Raw genomic sequence first — 22246 nt, forward strand, 5'->3', positions numbered from 1 at the left:
CGATGTGTGTAGAAGAACCTCACATCAGAGCCCGTCAGCACGTTTTTGCGCGCTGTACGGGCTTTTTCTGGCGTTCAAAGGTCCCTTGTAGCGCTCTGTCTTTTTCGATAGAGTAAGAGTGGAGAAATACTAGGTGAAGAACAGGGGAATGATTCCGAAGTAGTTCATTATGACCGATGATAATCTGTCTGGTGTGAAATAAGGGGAGAGAGCCTTTGCTTACATCCATAACACATGGAGGGGAAAAGAGTGATAGATGCACAGGTCACCTTCTATGATCGCGATTCAATCCAGGATATGACCTGGCCCGGTACTGCAGATGCGAAATACGCTCGAGCTTATCTAGAACCGATGATGAAGCACGGGACCATGGAATATATGAGCAATGTGAGTACGACGCTGCTCCTTGTCTGTATGGATGAGCTTGTGCTGCCGGTGACTGTAAATGAAGAAGAATATGATAACGCGTATGTCTGTTCGCCGTATACTCATTATGTAACGTATGCCAAGCAGGAACTGAGTATGCTTCAGAGACCGATGCTGGAAAAGGGGCTTTCCCTGTTACTCGGTGTGCTCGGCTGGGGCATGAAAAAAGCTAAAATCAACAAGGTTGTTCATGTAAACAACTGGCTGTTATCCACTAATCTGTATCCAGCCATGACGGGCGAACAGGCAGTTCGTATTCTTGAAGCGGTGAAACAGCGATATCCTCAGCATACGGTGATCTTTCGTTCCCTGAGTGCCCGGCTGCATTCGGAGATGATAGCCAAGCTTCAGAGTGCCGGATGCCGTTCCATACCGAGCAGGCAAATTTATCTGTATCAAGCGAGTGATCCGAGCTTTGGCAATGCCAAGTCGCGCTGGCTGCTCAAGCGAGATAAAGCACTGCTGGACAAGCATGGTTATGAGCTGGTTTCAGACGCAGAAATGACAGAAGCAGATATTCCGCGAATTGTGGAGCTGTACCGAATGTTATATCTGGATAAATACTCCTACGATAATCCACAGTTCAACGAACGTTTTATTGCCGCAGCAAGAACGAACGGTTCATTAAGGATATACGGCTTACGCCAGCAGGGGCGTCTGGATGCCGTTATGGGTTATTTTTGCCGGAATGGCATGATGACCACTCCACTGTTCGGATATGATACAGACATTCCACAATCCGTCGGCTTGTACCGCATGCTGTCAGCCTGTCTCCTTGAACAAGCTCGTGACAACGGTGTGCTGCTGCATGAGAGTGCGGGGGCGGCCCAGTTCAAGCGCAATCGCGGCGCGGAAGCGGATTTCGAATATTCGGCTGTATATGACCGTCATCTTCCACTGCATAGACGGTGGTACTGGGCGCTACTGGATCAATTGCTGAACCGCATAGGTGTGCCGCTGATGCGCCGCATGAAGCTATAAGCAGGGCTGTGTAACTCCCCGTACGCCCGCTTGCGGCTTGTTCTGCTGCTTGCGTAAGGCATGGTTATTCCAGATGCAGATGCTCGGCAAGCTGTACCTCGAACCCGTCCGGGTCTGCAATGTAAATAAAACGCAGGCGGGAATTGGGCTGCACAGGTCCACGCAGCAGGGGGATATGCATCTCAGCCAGGCGCTCCATTGCGACATTTAGATCCGGGACTTCATATCCTATGGATATGCCGGCTTCTGGTTTAAGCACCTGCTCACTTCCTTCAATCAACTCCAGCAGGGTTTCACTGGTCAGACCCAGACCGAGCATGGCAATCTGCCGTCCGCGGCTTTCGAATCTGCGCTGCACGATCATGCCGAGCAGATCGTGATAGAAGTGAATGGATGCGTCCAGATTACGTACTCGCAGTGTAATCCAGTTGAGTTTGGTTAACATGGCTGTGGGCTCCTTTGTAACAGGGATGTTGTCAGTTCATGTTTATTATACGCGAAGAAAGCAAAATGTCCTGATTATATTGAAAAATTTTACAAAAATATATATGTAAGCGTTATTTTATGGAGTATAATGTAAAAAATGAGAGGAGGCAAATAATGAATACGTTAAAAAAATGGAGTTCAACCGTGCTTGCTGCAACGCTGGTGATGACCATGCTGCCTGTCCAGCAGCCTGTATTTGCACAAGAGCAGCAGATGGAGAAGACATTCAACCCGGGGGCTGCGACAACGGTCAAAAAGAATGGTAGTTCGTTGAACGCCGACTTTGAGGACGGCACACTTCAAGGCTGGGTTCCTCGTATTGGCAGTGAGAAGCTGACGGTAACGCAGCAGGAAGCACACCAAGGTACATACAGCATGCTGGTCACGAATCGGGAGCGTTCCTATTATGGTCCGAGTTTGCCGATGAAGGGGCTGTTGAAGCCGAATACAACGTATAACATATCCGTTTATGTCAGACTAACGGAGAAGCCTGCTGCAGATCAGACGATTCAACTCACAGCGTATAAGAAAAACGGGGCAGAGAGCTGGAACATGCTGGACAAGGTGACGATTCCCAAAGACCAGTGGCAGCAATGGCACAAGATTACTGCAACGTTTCAATACAGTGATAATCCCCAGGAATTGAACTTGTTTATTGAAACGCCTTATGTTTCGGAGGACGCGGTAGATACACTGTCCTTTTACGTGGATGATGTGCAGATTGAGGAGGCGGGAGAGCTCGCCATTGAGACGAATATTGCATCCTTGCAAGACCTGTACCAGAACAAGTTTCCAATCGGGGCTGCGGTGTATCGCTGGCAACTCGAAGGGGCTTACGGGCAATTGTTATCCAAACACTTTAACAGCCTGACGGCAACATATGAGATGAAGCCGAAATTTGTATCCCCTGCGAAAGGGGTATATGATTTCCAGGCTTCGGATGAATATGTGCAATTTGCAGAGCAGCATCAAATGGGTCTGCGTGGACATGCCTTGCTGTGGCATGTTGATGCAGCGGAGTGGATGTTCAAGGATGATCAAGGCAATCCCGCAAGCAGAGATATGCTTCTCAGCCGCATTCAGAACTATGTGGATACGGTCATGAAACGATATAAGGGCAAAATCTATGCCTGGGACGTTGTGAATGAAGCGATTGCGGACAGCAACGGGGATGCCAATGGGTTGCGCAAGAGCCCGTTCTATGAGCTGATTGGTCCTGATTATGTTGAGAAAACGTTCGAATTTGCCCGAGCCGCCGACCCCGATGCAAAATTATATTATAACGAGTATTTCACAGAGGTTCCTGAGAAAAGGGAGCATATGTACCAATTGGTGAAGAAATTAAAGGAAAAAGGCTTGATTGACGGTGTAGGCCTGCAATCTCACTATAATCTGGAATCTCCACCTATTGCCGAAATTGAGAAAACGATTAATCTGTTTGCCGGGCTCGGACTTGATATCCAGATTACCGAGCTGGATGTAGATAGCGGCATTCCTTTTGGCGAGAAGCTGCCACAGGATGTTGCAGTGAAGCAGGCCTATCGGTATAAGGAGTTACTCGATCTGTATGAAAAGCATAGTGATGTCATCTCCTCCGTGACCTTATGGGGGCTTCAGGATGAGAAGTCTTATAACAATCAGGCCTTTTTGTTTGATGGCGCCCTGCAATCCAAACCGGCCTATTGGGGTCTGGCGGATGCATCAAGCCTGCCTGTTTTGACGAATCGAGCTGTTACATTGTCAGGCACACCGAATATCAAAGCATCCAAGCAAGATGCGGTCTGGAGCAAGGCTGTGGCTACAGCCTTGAAAGGCAATTCGGGTGCAGGGACAGCAGCGTTCCGTACGCTGTGGGATAACAACAATTTGTATGTTTTGGTTGATGTGCAGGACACAATGAAGAACCCGCAGGACAAGGTGGAGTTGTTTGTAGATCTCAATAATGGTAAAACTCCCGTTTATGAAGCGGATGATCGACATATCACGATAAACCGTTCAGGTACAGCGACAGGAGCGCAGCCACATACGTATCATGTGCGCCAGACTGCGAACGGATATCAGGTGGAGTTATCCATTCCTTGGGCTAACACACCAGGTGCACTTGCGCGTGAGATCGGGCTGGATGTACGGGTGACGGACGGTGGGACAGGTGGAGCGAATGGCAATCAGATATTGTACTGGAATGACCGAACGTTATCTCAGCATACCGATACGAGCAAATACGGTGTGATCCAGCTGGCCAGCATGCCTAAAGCTGCTAAAGCATTGCAAGGGACCGTCACGATTGACGGTGATAAGGATGCCAAGTGGAACAAAGTTGCTCCATTCCAGGTTATGCCTTTGAATCAAGGCGGGGGAGCATCTGCGGAAGCTCGTGCAATGTGGTCTGGTCAAGACCTGTATCTGTTTATTGATGTCACCGATCCGAACATTATAACAAACGCCACCGATCCTTGGGATCAGGATTCGGTTGAGATTTTCCTGGATGAGAATCATCAGCGCACCCCATTTTTCCAGTATGACGATGCTCAGTTCCGAATCAGTGCAGATAATGTGGCCACATTTGCAGGCAGTGCTTCTCCAGGACGTCTTGTGAGTGCCGTTAAGAAAACGGCGAAGGGGTATCAGGTGGAGGCAAAGATCAGACTGCAATCGGTCACACCTAAGGCAGGGGATGTCATCGGATTCGAGCTTCAGGTTAACGATAATCAGGGGAATAATAACAAAAGCACAGCCAAATGGAATGACGTGACCAATGATAGCTGGAAGAACACTTCCCAGTATGGCATTCTGACGTTCTCCAAGTAAGCAGAAGGCTGGAAAATACAAGGATTGGGGATACGAGGCTGAAGAGTCATCGTCCACTATAGGCAAGCGCCCAAAAAAGCTGCGAGATCATCTCGGCAGCTTTTTTGGGTTTATACTCTTGTTTAGAAGTTAAACACCTTCTATTATTGGATTAAATCGACAGCGTCTTGCGGTACAAAAGCATCGACACCGTTGTACACAATAACACCTTCAAGTGCTGTCTTCTTGCCGTTTACAAGTGCTACGTTTTTGTAGATTTGCAATTCAAGCTTGGTGCTGCCTTTGGTAACGAGGATTTTAGGGTTTTTAACATCCGTCAGGTCGAGCTTGTACGCTGCACCTTTTGCTGTAAATGCCTGTTTGGCAGGTACAAACAGCTGCTTGCTCACACCATCCAGATCCAGATTGAGCACACGTGCCATGTATTTGGCTACATCAGTGTTGTCAATAACACCAAATGGACGATCATTGTTAGGCGCATATGTGTACAGTACAACGTCCCCGCCCGTGTGTCCGCCTGTTGTCCAGCCAATGCCAGCACGTTTGCTGATCATTGGGCCTACAACATAGTTCAGGCTGCCTGGCTCTGCAGCTTTAATTGCAGCGATTTCCTCAGAAGTCAGATCGGTAATGCCATAATATTGTTTCATCACTGCTTTGATGTTGGTGCGTTTGGCATCCAGCTTTGCTTCCACGCCTTCACCTGTGAGCTTTGCTTTTTTCAGAGGGCTGATAAATGTAGACAATGGCTCTTTATCATACGTACGTGTTGTAGCAGCGTTACCGATGGTAAGACCGCCGTTCTGGTGGTCGGATACTGCAACGACAGCGGTCTGTCCATCAGCTTTGGCAAAATCCATGGCAACCTTGACCGCATCATCAAAAGCGAGCACGTCACTGATAATGCCAATCGGGTCATTGGCATGAGCTGCCCAGTCCACCTTGCTGCCTTCAACCATCAGGAAGAAGCCTTTTTCATTTTTGGAGAGCACATCAATGGCTTTGGAAGTCATCTGCGCAAGACTTGGCTGCTTGGCAGGGTCACGGTCCATGTTGTATGACAGGCCTGTTGGAGCGAACATGCCCCACAGCTTGTTTGATGTGGATGCTTTCATTGCCGCTGGTGTAGTTACGTAATCGTAGCCGAGCGCTTTGATGGAGGCGACAAGGTTATCACCGTCTTTACGTCCTGCTGGCTCCAGATATTTGCTACCGCCGCCCAGTACAACGTCGATGCCATTGAACACCTGCTGTTTGCTGAGAGCATCATAGTTTTTACGATCAGGGTAATGTGCAGAGAAGTCTGCAGGTGTAGCGTGCATAATTTCAGATGTCGCTACAATGCCGGTGGATTTGCCCGCAAGTCTGGAAGCCTCCAATACGGAAGCAACCGGTTTTTTTTCATCTCCGGAAGCAATAGGCTTTTGCCCAGGCATGGTTGCTTTATCCGGCAATACACCGACGTAACCAGTGTGAGATTTATGACCTGTTGCAAAGGCTGTTCCCGCAGGGGCCGAGTCCGCAATCGGCGCATCCGCGGAATGTGTACGAACCATACCACTTGCCATGGAATCAATAGTGAGGGATGAACCCTTATACCAACGAGCTAAGGCAGTAGCATCGTTCGCCATACCGTCAGGAATGAGAATGATAACATTTTTGATTGCTGAACCTGATGTAGCTGACGTACCGTCTTCTACTGCCCAAGCTGCACTACTGCCTCCCAGCGTAGCTGTTACAATGGTGGTCACCGCGAGCATCATTTTGGCTGCACGGGTACTGAAGCGATTTAACATGAACATCCTCCTAATAGACATGTATAGTGTAGTATCCAGAATCTAGTGTATACAACAATTGCTAAATGAGAGTTGGAATTGGGTTAAATAAGTGTAAAAATTACGATTAATGTAAGAAATTACATATAGGACTTGAATAGCGGAGAGGCTGGACAGAATGAAGAATGGTCAGAAGCCATTCAATGGTGGAATACACATCAGGGTAAGCTTCTAGATGCTCGCCATATTTTGCTCAGGCCAGAACAGGAGTCAAAGCCAAAGCCAAAGCCAAAGCCCTATATTTTGCCTGCCCGAGTTGTTGTGATTATTAGTAAAGGACCTGATCAAACAAGTCAAAAAGCTTCAGGAGTAACACGTCTAGATTATAATTTCAGTACGAAAAAACATTGCTAACGCTTTCAAAGTGTGCTAATATCACGATAATAACAGGATTGTAACCGAATTCAGGGCAAGACCTGTTCCAGTTCATTCGTTAGATCAATTGGACTCTCACGTATGATTGCGTTTCAAATTTTCGAAGTATAACCAAATAACAAAACCTCATTATGCTCAGGGTTGTTACGAAATTGCAGGCAAAACCTGAATTGAGGGCGGAAGACTACGCTTTAGCGCAGTCGGATTGCCTTTGATTCAGGTTTTTTTATATTCTAAATCGCCTGAGGCCATGATCGAAAGTGCATCGGTTATTCCATGTCCAGCAGGAAGGAGGGTCATCGTTCGTTAGGCCGTTACAGAGAAATAGAAAGCTCCAAACATTGGCATACTGTGCAAAGAGCACAGCGTGACGATGAAATCATTTGAATCATACACGATTAGACAGCGAGGAGAATTAACTAATGAAAAAAATGAAACGTTCTATTGCAGTAGCAGCGATTCTAAGCTTGTGTGTGTCAGGTCTTCCGGTATATGCAGCAGGTGCAGGTAATACAAGTTCAGTGATGTCCCCGGCTATGGAGAAGCTGATTCAGGCAGAGCTGATTCGAGGCAACGGTCAAGGTGTAAATGCAGCGTATTTGAATAAAAAGGCTTCACGTATTCAGGCTGCCGTATTGTACTTGCGTTTGTCGGGTCTGGAAAAAGAAGCACTCGCTTATCAGGGTACAGAAACCTATGGAGATGCTACGCAAGCCGGTAAAGTGCTCGCACCAGTGGTGGGGTATCTGAAGCAGCATCCGTACCTGGCTGGACTGGTTACAGATACAGAACATTTCAATCCTAACGCTCCGCTGACGGCAGAGGAATATGCTATGCTGTTGCTTAAGGTTCTTGGTTATGAAGCAGGTGTGGATTACCCCTCGGGAGAAGCTTCTGTATTTGCAGCAGGCCAAGGCATCAAATCTCTTCAAGGCAAAGGAACGGAACAGCTGACTAACCGCCTGATGGCAGAAGCGACCGCACAGGCACTGCAATCTCAACTGAAAAACGGTACAGGAACGCTGGAGCAACTCTGGTCGAAACATGCACAGAACGGTGCCTTTAAACCTCAGACACTGCAACAAACCAAGTATGGTGCCATTGATGGCAAAACGTATGAGCAATTCGGTACACTTGGCTGGCTTGGCGTTCCATACGCAGCACCTCCTGTAGGCGAGCTGCGCTGGAAGGCACCACAGGAGCCGAAGGCTTGGACGGGTACGAGAGAAGCTAAGGAATTTGCTGCGAACAGTCTGCAAATTTCGGGTAAAAGCACAGCGGGAAGCGAGGACTCCTTATATCTGAATATCTGGCGTCCAAACACAAGCAGCACAAAACTGCCAGTTATGGTTTTCCTGCACGGCGGTGGTAATATGACGGGATCTGGCAAGGATTTTCAGGGGGAACAGCTTGCGCGCAATACCAACAGCATTATCATCTCCGTAAACTATCGTTTGGGAGCGCTTGGCTTCTTCCAGAATGCTGCGCTAAAAACAGGCAATTCACTTGACGATTCAGGCAACTATGGTCTGTTGGATGCGTTCCGTGCATTAGCCTGGGTTCAGGATAACATTGAAGGATTTGGTGGAGACAAAGGAAATGTTACCCTTGCCGGACAATCAGCCGGAGCGCGTGATGTGCTGGCAACAATGATTTCCCCGCTGAGCAAAGGGCTATACCAGAAAGTTATTGCTTTCAGTGGCGGTCTGACAACAGCTTCACCTAAAGAAGGAGAACAGAAATCCGAGGATGCAATTGTAAAAATTCTCGTGCAGGAAGGCAAAGCAGCAAATGCTGAAGAAGCGAAAGCATGGATTGCCAAGCAGACGCCAGCACAGCTCGAAACATATCTGCGTGCAGTTCCTGCGGACAAACTGGTGACTGCATTTGGCGCAACAGCCATCCGCATGCAGCCATTCCCGCATCTGTTCCGTGATGGCACAGTGATTCCAAAAGAAGGCTTTGATGCGATTAACAGTGGCAAGTATGCTAAAGTTCCTGTGCTATTGGGCAGTCTGGAAACGGAATTTTCGGCATTCGCTTTCGGTGATCCAAACTTTGCACCATCCATTAATGACGGAACACTGTTTACCGATCAGACGAAAGCAGCGCATTATGCAGCGGCGCTTAAATACGGCAGCGAAGCGTACGCAGGCTTTAATGCAGAGCGTGTAGCGGAGAAGTTAACCGGCGCAGCAGGTCAGCCGCCAGTATATGCATATCGTTTTGCATGGGGTACGCAGCCGGGAGTGATCTCGGAACGTCTGTTAACATTGCTTGGTGCTCCTCACGGTGCAGACATGGACTTCTACACTGGGCATGCGGCTGGAATCGCAGCTTACTTCCCGCAAGGTTACTTCAGTGATGTGAACAAGCCAGGACGTGAGCAGTTATCGGCTGCGATGGCAGCTTATCTGAAGCAATTCCTGTACACAGGCAATCCGGGCACAGGCGGCACGGAAGCACTTGCTGCATGGACACCATGGACGAAGGATGCGAAGGCACCGATCATGCGCCTGGATGCCAACAATACGACGGCCGAGATTGGTATGTCTTCTCAATATAATCAGGGGAAAGAAGCCGTAATGGCGAAGATGAAAAAGGAATTGCCTGAAGAAACCTATAAACTGTTGACTGAAAAAGTGTTTGCGGGTCGTTTCTTCTGGGAGTAAGTTGAAAGAACAGGTAAATATATAAGACAAGTTGAACCGTCCAGCGAGCATCATTGCTGGGCGGTTTTCTGATATTAGGGTTGTCATCAATAGATCCATTAAGCTAAGATTGTATGAGAACAATTCTCAATTATTTTGAGTTTACATCTTCTTGAGGAAGATGACCTACACAGATGAGGTGAACACCCATGTATACTGACGATGCATTAGCATCCGTTTATCAGCATTACTTAACGATGGAACCTTACAGTCAGGAGGATCCACATACATATCAGCTTTCAGCCAAAGTGGGCAGCGGGCAGATCAAAAGGGTAACGACCTACAGCGGCATTGAAATCTTATGCTCACAGGTTGAATATCAGCAACCGTATCCTACATATTTTGCCTCGGAAACTCCTATTGTGGAATTACAATTTGCTTTGTCAGGGGAGCGACATGTGGATATATCTGGTGAGGATTATTCATTATCTATAGGACAAGGTGCCCTTATTTTCATGCATAATTTTGAAGCGTGGTTTCATCCTCCTGCCAAAGAGCTCTACACGTCCTTTTCGTTAGGCATCCCGATTCCTCTATTTAATTACGCGGCGGCGCAGCTCAGCACGATGAATTCGCTTCAATTTAAACAAATTTTGGGGGATCGGGTGTTCAAGCCCATCGTTTTTCAACTGGACAGCAGAATACAATGGATGATCGACAGTCTGATTGCGGCATTGAACAATAACGACAGATCATGCTTGCTAATGGAGGCTACGGCCTTGGAAATATTAAACCGATTTATGATTCAACTGTTTGATATTTCGCCGCTTCCTGCAGGCTTTTCCAGAGAAGACATAAGAAGGCTATATCTTGCTCGCGAGATTATGGAGGCTTCTATGGTGGACCCTCCGTCATTACTGTGCTTATCCAAACAGGTCGGTCTGAATGATTTTAAGTTGAAAAAAGGGTTCAAGGCACTTTTCGGAAGCACTGTATTCGAACATTTGCGTCAGGTTCGGCTTAATCAAGCCATGAAATTGTTGCTTCATCAGGGAAATAACGTTACCGAGGCAGCAGTCACGGTTGGTTATAACAATATCAGCGCATTTTCACAGCAATTTCATCGTACATTCGGGGTCAAGCCCTCAGAGGTCAAAAAAATATATTAATAATCCGTCTTGCGATAAACTGTTCCGTATGGAGGCGGTCCGAGTTTATCCACACCATGTATACTTCAGATGCAGTGGAGCACTGTACTGAATATACAGAGGGGTGGAGAAGCATGAACAGGATCAAAGGAAGTATTTTTTTTAGTGTATTTGCGGCTATGCTGGGTTTAATGCTTATTGCTCCCATTATGCCGCCACTTATTCGTGAACTCGGGATGAGAGAAAGTCATTCCGGGCTTATTATTTCGCTTGGCTCGATTGCGATGGCTTTGATGGCTCCGGTGTGGGGCAGAATCAGTGATATGAAGGGCAGGAAGCCCGTTATATTAATTGGCTTTATCGGCATGGCCATCAGTTGTACATTATTTGCCGTGACATTGTATGGCGGCTTAAATCAATGGATTACAGGTGGGCTCCTGCTTACCCTGCTGATTGTGATACGCAGTCTGATCGGTATGTTCATTCCTGCCGTACTTTCCTCTGCGCAGGCGTATATGGGAGATGTGACGGAGGGCGAAGAGCGGAGCGGCGGAATGGCAATCATTAGTGCAGCGAATGGGCTGGGTCTCGTATTTGGGCCTGCCATTGCAGGTGCTTTTACCATTATAGGGCTACTGTGGCCGTTATATTTTGGTATTGTTATAGCGATCGCTGCATATATGATCGCCCTGTGGTTTATACCGGCAGCTAAACCCGTCATTCAGGAGAAACCGACGAAGGTGAGTCCCTTCCAACGCGGATTAGGAGTGTACCTTGCGGCCGGTTTGGTTACGATGGCTGGCATCATGACGCTGCAAGTTATTGGCGGGTTTTATTTTCAGGATCAACTTGCCTTATCACCAGCAGCTACCGCCCGAATGGTATCCTTTGGACTGATGTTCTCCGGGGCAGCCATGCTGATTATGCAGCTTATCCAGATGAAGTGGCTGAAATGGCAGCCGGTCCGCATGATTCTGATGGGCTCGCTGTTTTTGCTTGCAAGCATGCTCCTGTTTCTGGTCTACAACCAGCTATTTGTTTATTATCTCTCATTTTTTCTGTTCGGTATAGGGTCGGGCTTGATGATGCCGGGGTTTATGGCAGGTGCCTCACTTGCCGTCAGCAAAGAGCAGCAGGGAGGAGCCGCCGGGCTGGTCGCAGCAGTTCAGGGGATATCAGCAGTAGTTACCCCGATACTAACTACAACGTTGTATCAGGTGGACAAGCATTTTCCGTTTATGCTCGTAGCTGTACTGGTTGCGATCATGAGCTTTATTTTGTGGGGGAGCAAAAATAATTCATCCCGTACAACAGCAAAATCTGTTTCGTTATAGTCAGATACAATAAGATATTGGATAGATGCTAACCTCCTTCCATGACAGAGGAGAGACTATGCAAGCAGGCAGGAACATCGGTAATCGCGATGGTCTGCCTGCTCTTTGGTTATACATAATCGAACAACTCTTGACTCTCCCCTGTACGGGAGACTATATACTCGCATTAAGCTTATGGATTGGAGAGGATATCTTGTTCAAAATCAGTACGTTTGCAAAGCTCAGCAAGCTCTCTCTGAAAACGCTGCGCTATTACGACCAGATCGGCATCCTCAAGCCGCACAAGGTGCACGATGACACCGGATACCGATACTATTCCGCAGACCAGTTGCTCGAACTTAACCGAATTCTGATCTATAAGGAATTGGGCTTTACGCTGCCGCAGATCGCGCAGCTGCTTCAGGAAGACATATCGCATGAGCAGATTCAGGGCATGCTCAGACTGAAACGAAGTGAAATCCAGCAAATTATCGATATGGAGCAAACCAAGCTTGCCCGCATTGAGGAGCGTATCCAGCTTATGGAGAGAGACGGACATTTAGAGCCGGGTCAGGAGATCCGAATCAAGGCCGAGGCTGCTCAGATCTTCATGTTCTATAACGTAAGCGGGAGAGAAGAGCTTATTCCGTCACAGCTTCTTCACCTGGACTCACTGCTCTCCAAAGACACACGTCCATGGATTCAAGGTCCGCAGGTCATTTTGTGGCGAGAGGTGGATGGAAAAGAGGACGAATTCGAGTTTGAAGTGGGTTACTTCTTAACGGGTGAGCCAGCTTCTGTTCCCGAACCGTTTCAGCTTAGAACGCTGCCGCGGGAGCCCATGGTGGCTTCCATGGCGTTTCATTCGCATTCGAATTTTGATGTGGCGGCCTGTGTTTATTTAGCACGATGGATTGAGAATAACAATTATCAGATTAAAGAGCATGAACCGGGCAGAGAACTATATTTGCCCTTATCCCTTGAGCAGGATGCACAATATATCGAGATTCAAATACCGATTACCTGCAGGTAACGGAACACCTAACGTGAGAGCGTATAGAAGATGGAGTGAAAACAATTGAAAAATAAAGGCACGATCTATATTCTGGCGCTGGCAGTTTTTCTGATCGGTACGATTGAATATATTATTACTGGAATTATTGAGATGATGGCAACGGACTTTGGTGTATCAACTGCGCAAGCCGGAATGCTTGTGACGGTATTTGCCCTTGCTGCGGCTGTTGTGGCTCCGATTCTGATTGCTGTAACGATTAATGCTGATCGCAAGAAACTGATGCTCCTTACCCTTGGGGTGTTTATTGTCAGCAATGGCATGATGATGTTTGATCTTTCGTATGGAGCGATGCTCTGGATACGGATCATTCAGGGAGCAAGCGGCGGCATGACAACGGTGGTTGCCATGGCTGCGGCGACAAGGCTTGTGGAGAACGAGAAGAGGGGCAATGCCATTGGCATTATTCTGATGGGACTTAGCAGCTCGCTTGTGCTTGGCGTGCCAATCGGTACCTTTTTCAGTGAGATGTTTGGCTGGAAAGTGCTGTTCGTTGTCATTGGCATCCTAAGCATGGTTCCATGGCTGATCATCTATCGAAAGGTTCCGGCCATGAAAGAGGAAGAGAAGGTTACGATGGGGATGCAGCTCTCGATACTGAAAAATAAAACGATTCTGATCGCCTTGATGATGACCCTGTTGTATGTGGGCGGCTATGCAACATTGTTCACGTATATTACGCCGTTTTTGCAAGCGACCTCGTCCCTTTCCATGACCGAGATCACCCTGATCCTATTCCTGGCGGGCATCTGCAGCTTTATCGGTTCGAAAATGGGCGGACAATTAGCAGATACGAAAGGATCAAAATTTACGATTTATCTCGGGCTGCTGCTGCAAGGGGGGACCCTTCTTTTATTTACGCTGACAGGTGCACATTTGATCGTGCTCATCCTGGTTCTGATGATATTTATGTTAGCCACATGGAGTATTTCTCCTGCCCAGCAATTATATTTGGTTACGCTGGCTCCTCGCAGCCCGGACATTGCCCTGAGTGTGAATACGTCATTTATTCAATTTGGGTTTGCATTGGGTTCCGGTCTAGGCGGACTTGTGATTAGCCGCTCCTCTGTCCTGGTTTTGAACTGGGCAGGCTTTGCAGCGGTAGGTATAGCTTTCTTGTTGGCCATATTACAGTTTAGGGAGGCAAGCAAAAGGAAAGTAGAGGTGTCTGGACAGGAGATTCATGTGCAATGAGGTACGGCGAAGCCATCAATAATTGATCAGGAAAAGTCAGAAAGTCAGAAATGGTCAAATTGAATGAAAAATACCTCTTCTCATCTATTGAACCAAGATGAAGATTATCGCCGTATATCGCTTGAGATAGAGGATTGAGATAGAAGCATTGCAAAAGGGCTTGGCATTCTTTCTAGAATGTTACGCCCTTTATATGGTGTAATGAAATTTTTTGCTTCAGGAATGAAAGTCGGTATCAGGGGGATGCAGCATCAGAATCGCGGTGCACGTCTATTTCTCCACCGCCGCTTGCATGAGTTCATAGATTTTACGTGTAGTATTGACGTTTCTGACGGTCATGTAGGAGTAAATTTTGGACCCAGCCAGCTTATTCATGCCACTTCTAGAGGCTTCATCCCGGCTAACCGAATAGAGAAGCGCTCCAGGTACAAGGATAAGCTCGCCAACACCCGGCTTCAGAGGCAGTTTCTCCAGAATATCAACATCATGCAACTCATCCCATAAAAACAACACATCACTTTTGGCCTGATCATCGTTCGTCCAATTTGAAGGCAGTGCCTGCATAATAGAGGTGATCTCATTCATATCAAGCACCAGCACTTTAATCCGCAAGCCGAAATCGGCAGTGATGGCCTGTTCAAGCAATGCTGATATCTCACCCTGGGCATTGGTTCGGTCCTGATGATCAGCGAAGATAATATTGCCGGAATTGATATAGGTTACTACCTGCTGCATACCCACTTGTTCAAACGTTTTTTTGAGCTGCTTCATGTCGATTTTGTTATTGCCACCTACGTTAATGCCTCGCAGCAAAGCTACATAGATCATCAATCCATCCCCTGTCTTCATTTAGATCTCAGCCTTCAACCACCAGAAGTCATCCTGTGTTTCTTATATGGATAGATATTCAAGAAGGTGCGCAGCGCCTTCTTCCCCAAGCAGCTCCTCCAGCTGTGGCTGTACCTCGGAAAAATATTCCGGCTTGGTCTCAAATGTTTCTTCGTCCTTTACTTCCCCTGAATAGGAACGTGCTGCTTCAATCAGAAGAGCGAGAGCGCTGAAAAAGTCTGCCAACGAATGGGCAGCACGCTTCGGTGCTCCTCCTTCAAATGCAACATATACAGCAGAATCCGGGGCTGCTGTGTCAACAATTAAGGGATCATCATTCACGTTGCCAATGACGACATGATTAGGCGGCCATTCGTGGGCTTCCTCATACGGCTCCTGCATCCCAATCCAGCGAAATCCCAGCTGTTGCCGATACAGATGCTCCGGGGCCACGAGAAAAAGTAGAGCTGCGTCACCGATTTCCACAGCTGCATTTTTCATTTTGAGTGTTCCTTCCGCTTTTGCATCGACCATTTCATAGTGACTGTACAGATATAAAAGCTCGGGTGAAAGGGGAATGCGTGTGTCCACTTCCGGCTGGACCTGGACTTCCCGAGGTCGCAGATCGTGATTTTGAAAAAGTCCATATGTTTCATTGTATTGATCCTGCTGTTCCACAAAACGTGTCAAAGCCATCTTCAAAGTGTGCATCGTGTGGTAATCCTCCTGACGTTGATCAATTTTATTACAATAGAGTAGAGGTTACACTCTCCAGATATTTGGCAATATGTAACTCTGTGAAAGATGATCTGCGATGAACAATAACGCAAAAGTTAATATTTTTCAACTCAAAGAAAAAACGAATCAGCAGGCAGAGGGGGCTTGGCCTTGCTTGATCCGTTTATTTGTTATGAAGCCCTGAGGCTGTCTACCGTTATCTTGGAGCCAGATAGCCGTAGGCTTTGGCTGGAGAGTCACTCCGCAGGCGATAATCTCCATGGGCACTGTTCACAAACGCCGGGTCTACGTAGCGTGAGTGTGCATCATTGCCTGATCCTCGTTGGTACGCAGTCCACTCGGGATAGATTTTATTTTTCCACACCCAAAGGGGGTCTGCTGTATCATCCTCAACATTATAGATATTGTGGTCAAACACATTGTTCTTGTTGCTCGTATATTCGTTGTAGACCAGGACGCCGGATGGGCCGGCGGCAACAATGTTGTGCGTGAAGAGGTTGTTCCGGGTTTGAGTCTGGATCAGAAGCTGGCCGTTGCCGGTGTTTAACGTATCATTGTTAGCGAGGGTATTATACATGATTTTGCTGTTTATCGTTGCTCCCCGATCATGGTCATAACCACCCATAGCGATGCCTGTTAATCGGTTGGCGTAGATCAGGTTGTCACGAACGGTAATGTTACTGGTGGAGCGTCCGGCGTGCTCGGAGGCAATTTCGATGCCGATATCGTTACGATATACTTTGTTCTGGTCAATGATATGATCTTTGCCGCCATCTACATAGATGCCTCCTGCGGAGTTGCTGTGATTCGGAAGGGGAAAGCCGTAGGATGGATTTCGGCTCGATGTGATGTTATAAATGGTGTTGCCACGAACGATACCGTTTCTTGCCTGATCATACGTATCATCCTCTGAAATACCCTCAAATCCGATTAGATCAATTCCGATGTTGTCATTATCATGGATCGTATTGTTCAGGATGCCGAATGTATCCACATTGCCATTGACCGCCAGGGATTCGCTTGAACCTAACACGAGGTCATATAGCTCATTATCTTTAATAATAATGCTGCGCAAGGCCTGTGGATGCTCCGTTCCATAGATGGCAATGCCGTGAGCATCCCTGCCTTGTAGATCAGCCCCCTTGGGCGTAGCCCGATTGGCGATTGCGTGGATGTTGTTGCCGAGAAGCTGCACGTTCTCCCCCGCTCCGTGTACGTAGATGCCTACAGGAACCTGTCCTGTCTGGGCAGTGGCAAAGCTGCGAATCTCTAAATTCTGGATCGTAACATGGCTGACATTATCCAGTTCAACCAAGCCCTCTACGCCGCGCACCGAAAGGCCTTTGCCATCGAGGACGGCTCTCTCCCCAGGATAGCTGGTGAGCAGGGTAGGCCTGCTTGCGGAAAGCCCGCTGCGGGTTATTTTGACTTTCTGAGCGTATACACCTTGGCGCAGATAGATGGTGCTGCCGGGAGCTGCGTGATCTGCCGCGTACTGAATGCTTTTCCATGGAGAGCGCATGGTGCCCGGGTTTTTATCGTTTCCATGTGGTGAAATATAATAGATCGTCCGTTGGTTGGACGTTGTCTCGGCAGCCATTGGCTGTGTAACTGAGAGGGTCTGGTCCTGATCCGAACAGTTGGAAGTCACTAACGACAGGAGTAGAGCAGGGAAAAGCCAGGCTATACGAAACAAAGGGACACCTCCTTGAATAACGGTATGGATGCTAATTATACCAGATTCGAGAAGCTGGATTATGCCGGATTTGAATGGAAGAATAAGCCATGTTATGCTTTAGAAAAATCGTGGAACTGGGAGAGGTGTTGATCAAAAAATGAACAGGTTATCTGCTAAGGAATTAATGGACCGAGAGAATCATGCCTGGCCGGAGCTCAAGGAGCTTCTTGATCAGGGAGAACATACATATACCTATGTTCCTGCACAACAGAAACTGGGAGAGGAGGCATTGTACCGGCTGCAAGTAAGCACTCGCTCCTATCTTGGAGCGGTGGCCTATGAGACGCAGGGGATTGTCGTGGATCATGGCTGGATTACACTGCTGGGTGCTGGCGATGAAAATGGGCATGGCAGCTTGACTCGCTGGAATGGCCTGAGTGATGAGCCTGCATTACCCGTGCTTACAGGCATGATGGTTGTTGCATATGATGTGGCAGGTGGTTTCTTTGCGCTGGATACTGGCAAATATGGCGGCACAGGACAGGTTTACTATTTTGCTCCTGACGCGCTTGAATGGGAAGCGACAGATCTATCCTATTCGGAGTTTATGACTTGGCTGGCAGAGGGAGATTTGCAGCTGTTTTATGAAACGTTTCGCTGGAAAGGGTGGCAGGAGGATATGACACAGCTCGGAACGGGACAAGTGTTTGCATATTATCCCCCGCTATGGACGAAGGAAGGCGGCGGAGAGAGCAGCAGCAAGGCGCCGATTCATATCACTGAAGCCTGGAAAACTGCGCTTGAAGCAAAGTGACGTGAACATGGAGCAGGTGAAGTCTGTTAGCGACTTACCAGGCTCGAAGGAGGAGTGGATTGGCATGAATGATGCAGATGCAAAGGTGATTCGCATTCAGCAGCATTATGGTATTCAATTTCCACAAGGTTATCTGGACTTTATACAACTTCATGGTGGTATGTCTTTTGATCGGATGCAGGGTACGGAGGTGCAGGATTGGGATATTCGTTTTCATCTGCTGGATGATCAGTTTATTGCCAATAATGCGGAGCTGGTGGATGAAGTTAATCCTGATCCGCAGTGGATTATTCCGATCGTGTGGAGTGTAAGCAGCGGCAACAACTACTTGCTGGACTATCGTCAGAACAAAGAGACGCCCTCAGTGCTCTTCATGGAGCATGAACTGGCCATGGTGCGTGAAGACGCCGAAAGTGAAGCGGACACGAGTGAGGAGGCACAGCGGTTCATGGAGGAAAATGTGCAGCCGATTGCTACGCATTTTGAGGCATTTGTTACGCTTCTTCAGGCGAGGCCCTCGCTGGGATAACATTAGAATCAACATGGATCAAGGGCTCGCAAGCATATGCGAGCCCTTTTGCAGTATGCTGTATTAACATTAACGTGCAGACGAAGCGGGAGTGATATCACGATTAGCATAGGAGGCTGCTTTGCTGTGCCATAAGGTCAGTGCAAGTGAAACGACACATACGAATAACAGACAGCCGTATACGACAGGGTAGGCTTGCTCTGCCGAGAAGCCAGGTACGCCATGGAGTAACATTCCACACACAGCAACAGATACCGAACCGCCGAAGAACTGAATCAGCTGTAGCAGGCCCATGCCTGAGCCGATCTGATGTTTGGGCAATATACGTGAGGCTTCGTTGTTCAGGGAGGCCATGGATGCTGACAGCGCTGGCGAGAAGAACACATAACCGCCGGTGATGATCAGGGCCGATTGGTCAAGTCCAAGCATGAACAACAGGAGCACCGCAGCGAGTATGCTTTGTCCAATCAGCATAAAACGCATATTACCATACCGATCAATCCAGCGCCCGACATAACGAGTGCAGAAGGCGGATATGAGAGCGCCCGGAGCGATCAGCAGGCCAATGGAAAGGGCAGAGCGATGATACAGATCGGCAAGCACTAACGGCATGAGAAACAGATTTCCAAGATTAACCACCAGCACGCAGAAGCCAATGAGAATAAGCCGGGCGAAGCCTGGTGTTCGAAAGACATGTGGGTTCACAAAAGGAAGATTTGCCTTGCGAATATACAGAATATGCGCCCCCAGTGAAACGACGCCAACCATCAGCCATATCCATGAGCGCTGTGTAATCGCCACCAGCAGGGTAGTTGCATTGATTATGGTGAGCATGGCACCAGCCAGATCGAAGGGGGTCTCGCGGTTGACGGCTTCTCGTGGCAGAAAATAAAGCAGTATTGGCAGGGCAAGCAGCACTAGTACCGTTATGGCAAACAGCCCGTTCCAGCCCCAATACTCACTGATCAGACCGCCGACAATGGGGCCAAGTCCAAAGGCCATCGCACTGCCTGATGAGATGAGTGCCAGCGCTGCACCGCGTCGTTCAATCGGGATGTAGCGGCTCGCAATAACCAGTCCGAGCCCGGCCATCACACCGGCACCTGCTGATTGCAAAATACGTGTTGTGAGCAGCAAGGCAAAGTTGTGTGCGAACAAACCCAGCAAGGATGAGCAGCCGAGAATCAGCAAACCTATCGTCACCAGTCTGCGAATTGGAAAACGGTCCGACAGACGACTGTAAATCACGGTTGATAAAGCATATCCGATGGAATAACTGGAGATGACCCAGGACCCCAGGTCGGACGTGATCTTCAGATCGCGAATAATAACCGGCAGCGACACATTAAACATGGTGGTGTTCATCACCACGATGAACAAGCAGCAGGTCCAGAGCGGCATTACAATTTTATCTTTCACGTAACCATTCCTGTCTGTATATAGGGTAATCATATTAATGGAAATAAAATGAGTTTCATCTATGCTCGGGCATAGTAAATTGCTACAAAGCAATAGTTTATTTTACACCTCAATTGTATATATGGCAATAATGTCATAATTTTTCGTAAAAATCAGGGTAAGGACAACAACACATATTGAAGTTTGAATTAGACGTAAGCGGAGCAGGATGGCGTATCAATACAATGTATGGAATACAGGGGGACGGTACAATGGACAAGTTTCGAGTTACTGTGGCTGTTTTTCTGCTCCTGATCACGGTTCTACTGACACTGAATTATATAGAAATGAGGGAGAGCAGCCGATTGCAGCAAAAAATCATCGAGCACCTGTACAATCGTAATTAATCACTAGATATTTTAATGGAAAATTAATCCATGCACCGAAGGTGAAACTGTGTGCTTCATCACACTTGTGACTGCCCATGTCTGGTACGCTGATTTTATAACGAAGAGCGTTTAAACCAGATATGGAGGGGGATATTTATGTTTTGTTATCAATGTGAGCAGACACCGAGCGGTGGATGTAAAGTGATCGGGGTATGTGGTAAAAATGAAACGATTTCCAGCTTGCAGGATACGATGATTTTTGCGCTCAAGGGCATTGCGGCGTATGCCACACATGCACGGCAGTTGGGTTATTCCGATCCTGAGGTGGATCGAATTACACATGAGGCCTTGTATATGACGCTCACCAACTCCAATTTCAATCAGCAGGAGCATCTGGAGATGGCGATGAAAGTAGGGAATGCAGCTATTCGAATTATGGATGTACTGGATCGTGCGCATACCGACAGGTTTGGTATTCCACAGCCGATTACCGTGAGCCAGAACCGGATCGAAGGGCAGTGCATCGTAGTAACGGGTCATAATCTGTATGCCCTGGAAGAACTGCTTCGCCAGACAGAAGGCAAGGGCATCAACATCTACACTCACTCGGAAATGCTGCCAGCACACGGTTATCCTGCTTTGAAGAAATACGCTCATCTCAAAGGAAACATCGGCAAGGCCTGGTATGATCAGCGCAGACTGTTTGAGGAATTTCCCGGTGCCATTCTGGCAACAACCAACTGTGTGATGCCGATCAAAGGAACGTATGCGGATCGCTTCTACTCCTATGAAGTAGCTGGACTTGAGGGTGTAACCAAGATTACGGGAGAAGACTTCGCACCTCTGATCAAGCGCGCGCTGTCCTTGCCAGCGGCGAATGTGCAATCGGAACAGGTATTAACGACAGGATACCATCACGAGACAGTCATCGGACTTGCGCCAGAGATTATTCAAGCGGTCAAAGACGGACATATCCGTCGTTTCTTCGTCATTGCCGGTTGTGATGCACCGGGTAAGGGAGGTCATTATTATCGGGAGCTGGCAACATCGCTTCCTAACGATACGGTGATCCTTACCACGTCCTGCGGCAAATTCCGTTTTAATGATGTAGATTACGGCACAGTGGGCAACACCGGAATCCCCCGGTATATTGACCTGGGTCAGTGTAATAATTCCGGTTCCACAGTGAAAATTGCAATGGCCCTGGCCGACGCATTTGGCTGCACCGTGAATGAGCTGCCTGTCAGCATTGTGCTGTCCTGGTTTGAGCAAAAGGCGGTTGCCATCCTGCTTGGTCTGTTCAGTCTGGGTATTCAGGATATTCGAATCGGGCCGAAACCGCCCGAATTCATCTCACAAGGTGTTCTGGATGTGCTCGTAGATCTGTTTGGTCTGAAGCTGATTACGACAGCGGAAGAGGATATGAACGCTATGCTGGCTTTATCTTGAATTAGAATATATCGAAGGAACGAGAGCCTGCACCAGATGCAGGTTCTTTGCATTTTCCACATTCTTTTTGCGTAAAAATAAAGAAAAAACAGGATAATTAGTGTTTTAATCCTATTGAAGTTTTTTCGTGGATA

The 22246-nt window shown here is 47.9% G+C and carries 18 protein-coding genes; 12 read left to right on the forward strand and 6 right to left on the reverse strand.

Translation table 11 applies throughout. The features are described 5' to 3' along the window. Positions 1 to 234 precede the first annotated feature (234 nt). Complete coding sequence (locus DFQ00_RS10445) at positions 235 to 1407, forward strand: GNAT family N-acetyltransferase (protein WP_110896417.1); 1173 nt, start codon at positions 235 to 237, stop codon at positions 1405 to 1407. 64 nt (positions 1408 to 1471) lie between these two features. On the opposite strand, the gene DFQ00_RS10450 is transcribed toward DFQ00_RS10445, so the two are convergent. Continuing rightward, positions 1472 to 1852 (reverse strand): VOC family protein, encoded by a 381-nt coding sequence (locus DFQ00_RS10450; RefSeq protein ID WP_110896418.1) that lies wholly within the window; start codon positions 1850 to 1852, stop codon positions 1472 to 1474. Between the two features lie 155 nt (positions 1853 to 2007). On the opposite strand from DFQ00_RS10450, the gene DFQ00_RS10455 reads away from it, so the two are divergent. Then, a complete protein-coding gene (locus DFQ00_RS10455) occupies positions 2008 to 4701 on the forward strand; it encodes an endo-1,4-beta-xylanase (protein ID WP_167433661.1) in 2694 nt (897 codons plus the stop codon). Positions 4702 to 4844: 143 nt separating this feature from the next. Here the strand turns inward: DFQ00_RS10455 and DFQ00_RS10460 are convergent, their stop codons facing one another. After that, positions 4845 to 6464 carry an alkaline phosphatase gene (locus DFQ00_RS10460; RefSeq protein WP_167433673.1) on the reverse strand — a complete coding sequence of 540 codons (1620 nt, stop codon included), beginning with the start codon at positions 6462 to 6464 and terminating at the stop codon, positions 4845 to 4847. A gap of 165 nt (positions 6465 to 6629) precedes the next feature. On the opposite strand from DFQ00_RS10460, the gene DFQ00_RS29500 reads away from it, so the two are divergent. From DFQ00_RS29500 to DFQ00_RS10485, 6 genes are all read left to right on the forward strand, one after another. Further along, positions 6630 to 6890 (forward strand): hypothetical protein, encoded by a 261-nt coding sequence (locus DFQ00_RS29500; RefSeq protein ID WP_208643773.1) that lies wholly within the window; start codon positions 6630 to 6632, stop codon positions 6888 to 6890. A 443-nt stretch (positions 6891 to 7333) separates the two neighbouring features. Next, the gene (locus DFQ00_RS10465; protein ID WP_110896421.1) at positions 7334 to 9583 is read left to right on the forward strand and encodes a carboxylesterase/lipase family protein; all 2250 of its coding nucleotides are present in this window, start codon (positions 7334 to 7336) and stop codon (positions 9581 to 9583) included. 236 nt (positions 9584 to 9819) lie between these two features. Further along, positions 9820 to 10731 carry a helix-turn-helix transcriptional regulator gene (locus DFQ00_RS10470; RefSeq protein ID WP_244213770.1) on the forward strand — a complete coding sequence of 304 codons (912 nt, stop codon included), beginning with the start codon at positions 9820 to 9822 and terminating at the stop codon, positions 10729 to 10731. 113 nt (positions 10732 to 10844) lie between these two features. Then, on the forward strand, positions 10845 to 12044 hold the full coding sequence (locus DFQ00_RS10475; RefSeq protein WP_110896423.1) for an MFS transporter: 1200 nt from the start codon (positions 10845 to 10847) through the stop codon (positions 12042 to 12044). 193 nt (positions 12045 to 12237) lie between these two features. After that, entirely contained in the window at positions 12238 to 13056 is an 819-nt protein-coding gene (locus DFQ00_RS10480; RefSeq protein WP_110896424.1) for a MerR family transcriptional regulator, read from the forward strand. A 45-nt stretch (positions 13057 to 13101) separates the two neighbouring features. Beyond that, entirely contained in the window at positions 13102 to 14289 is a 1188-nt protein-coding gene (locus DFQ00_RS10485; protein WP_110896425.1) for an MFS transporter, read from the forward strand. A gap of 270 nt (positions 14290 to 14559) precedes the next feature. On the opposite strand, the gene DFQ00_RS10490 is transcribed toward DFQ00_RS10485, so the two are convergent. From DFQ00_RS10490 to DFQ00_RS10500, 3 genes are all read right to left on the reverse strand, one after another. Continuing rightward, positions 14560 to 15117 carry a DUF1697 domain-containing protein gene (locus DFQ00_RS10490; protein ID WP_110896426.1) on the reverse strand — a complete coding sequence of 186 codons (558 nt, stop codon included), beginning with the start codon at positions 15115 to 15117 and terminating at the stop codon, positions 14560 to 14562. A 63-nt stretch (positions 15118 to 15180) separates the two neighbouring features. Continuing rightward, positions 15181 to 15828: a hypothetical protein gene (locus DFQ00_RS10495; protein ID WP_110896427.1), complete on the reverse strand. Its 648-nt coding sequence runs from the start codon at positions 15826 to 15828 to the stop codon at positions 15181 to 15183. 223 nt (positions 15829 to 16051) lie between these two features. Continuing rightward, positions 16052 to 17551, reverse strand: a complete 1500-nt coding sequence (locus DFQ00_RS10500) for a right-handed parallel beta-helix repeat-containing protein (protein WP_244213771.1) — start codon at positions 17549 to 17551, stop codon at positions 16052 to 16054. Between the two features lie 139 nt (positions 17552 to 17690). Here DFQ00_RS10500 and DFQ00_RS10505 point away from each other — a divergent pair, with 139 nt between their 5' ends. Together DFQ00_RS10505 and DFQ00_RS10510 are read left to right on the forward strand one after the other, a co-directional pair. Continuing rightward, positions 17691 to 18347, forward strand: coding sequence for a DUF2625 family protein (locus DFQ00_RS10505; RefSeq protein WP_110896428.1), 657 nt, complete (start codon positions 17691 to 17693; stop codon positions 18345 to 18347). Then, positions 18334 to 18876: an SMI1/KNR4 family protein gene (locus DFQ00_RS10510; protein ID WP_244213772.1), complete on the forward strand. Its 543-nt coding sequence runs from the start codon at positions 18334 to 18336 to the stop codon at positions 18874 to 18876. The genes DFQ00_RS10505 and DFQ00_RS10510 overlap by 14 nt, the downstream gene beginning before the upstream one ends. A 69-nt stretch (positions 18877 to 18945) precedes the next feature. Here the strand turns inward: DFQ00_RS10510 and DFQ00_RS10515 are convergent, their stop codons facing one another. Continuing rightward, a complete protein-coding gene (locus DFQ00_RS10515) occupies positions 18946 to 20295 on the reverse strand; it encodes an MFS transporter (protein WP_110896430.1) in 1350 nt (449 codons plus the stop codon). A gap of 251 nt (positions 20296 to 20546) precedes the next feature. On the opposite strand from DFQ00_RS10515, the gene DFQ00_RS30130 reads away from it, so the two are divergent. Both DFQ00_RS30130 and hcp read left to right on the forward strand, forming a co-directional pair. Next, on the forward strand, positions 20547 to 20681 hold the full coding sequence (locus tag DFQ00_RS30130) for a hypothetical protein (RefSeq protein WP_279630399.1): 135 nt from the start codon (positions 20547 to 20549) through the stop codon (positions 20679 to 20681). Between the two features lie 138 nt (positions 20682 to 20819). After that, positions 20820 to 22112, forward strand: coding sequence for a hydroxylamine reductase (gene hcp / locus DFQ00_RS10520; protein WP_110896431.1), 1293 nt, complete (start codon positions 20820 to 20822; stop codon positions 22110 to 22112). Positions 22113 to 22246: the final 134 nt, after the last annotated feature.

It is taken from the genome of Paenibacillus barcinonensis (genome assembly GCF_003217495.1).
Taxonomy (GTDB): Bacteria; Bacillota; Bacilli; order Paenibacillales; family Paenibacillaceae; genus Paenibacillus; species Paenibacillus barcinonensis.

What these genes read in the sequence shown, in the direction of transcription:
- DFQ00_RS10455 (WP_167433661.1), top strand. Translation starts at nt 2,008, where the DNA reads ATGAATACGTTAAAAAAATGGAGTTCAACCGTGCTTGCTGCAACGCTG.
- DFQ00_RS10490 (WP_110896426.1), bottom strand. Translation starts at nt 15,117, where the DNA reads ATGATCTATGTAGCTTTGCTGCGAGGCATTAACGTAGGTGGCAATAAC.
- hcp (WP_110896431.1), top strand. Translation starts at nt 20,820, where the DNA reads ATGTTTTGTTATCAATGTGAGCAGACACCGAGCGGTGGATGTAAAGTG.
- DFQ00_RS10475 (WP_110896423.1), top strand. Translation starts at nt 10,845, where the DNA reads ATGAACAGGATCAAAGGAAGTATTTTTTTTAGTGTATTTGCGGCTATG.
- DFQ00_RS10450 (WP_110896418.1), bottom strand. Translation starts at nt 1,852, where the DNA reads ATGTTAACCAAACTCAACTGGATTACACTGCGAGTACGTAATCTGGAC.
- DFQ00_RS10460 (WP_167433673.1), bottom strand. Translation starts at nt 6,464, where the DNA reads ATGATGCTCGCGGTGACCACCATTGTAACAGCTACGCTGGGAGGCAGT.
- DFQ00_RS10505 (WP_110896428.1), top strand. Translation starts at nt 17,691, where the DNA reads ATGAACAGGTTATCTGCTAAGGAATTAATGGACCGAGAGAATCATGCC.
- DFQ00_RS10445 (WP_110896417.1), top strand. Translation starts at nt 235, where the DNA reads ATGGAGGGGAAAAGAGTGATAGATGCACAGGTCACCTTCTATGATCGC.
- DFQ00_RS10495 (WP_110896427.1), bottom strand. Translation starts at nt 15,828, where the DNA reads ATGCACACTTTGAAGATGGCTTTGACACGTTTTGTGGAACAGCAGGAT.
- DFQ00_RS30130 (WP_279630399.1), top strand. Translation starts at nt 20,547, where the DNA reads ATGGACAAGTTTCGAGTTACTGTGGCTGTTTTTCTGCTCCTGATCACG.
- DFQ00_RS10465 (WP_110896421.1), top strand. Translation starts at nt 7,334, where the DNA reads ATGAAAAAAATGAAACGTTCTATTGCAGTAGCAGCGATTCTAAGCTTG.
- DFQ00_RS10470 (WP_244213770.1), top strand. Translation starts at nt 9,820, where the DNA reads ATGGAACCTTACAGTCAGGAGGATCCACATACATATCAGCTTTCAGCC.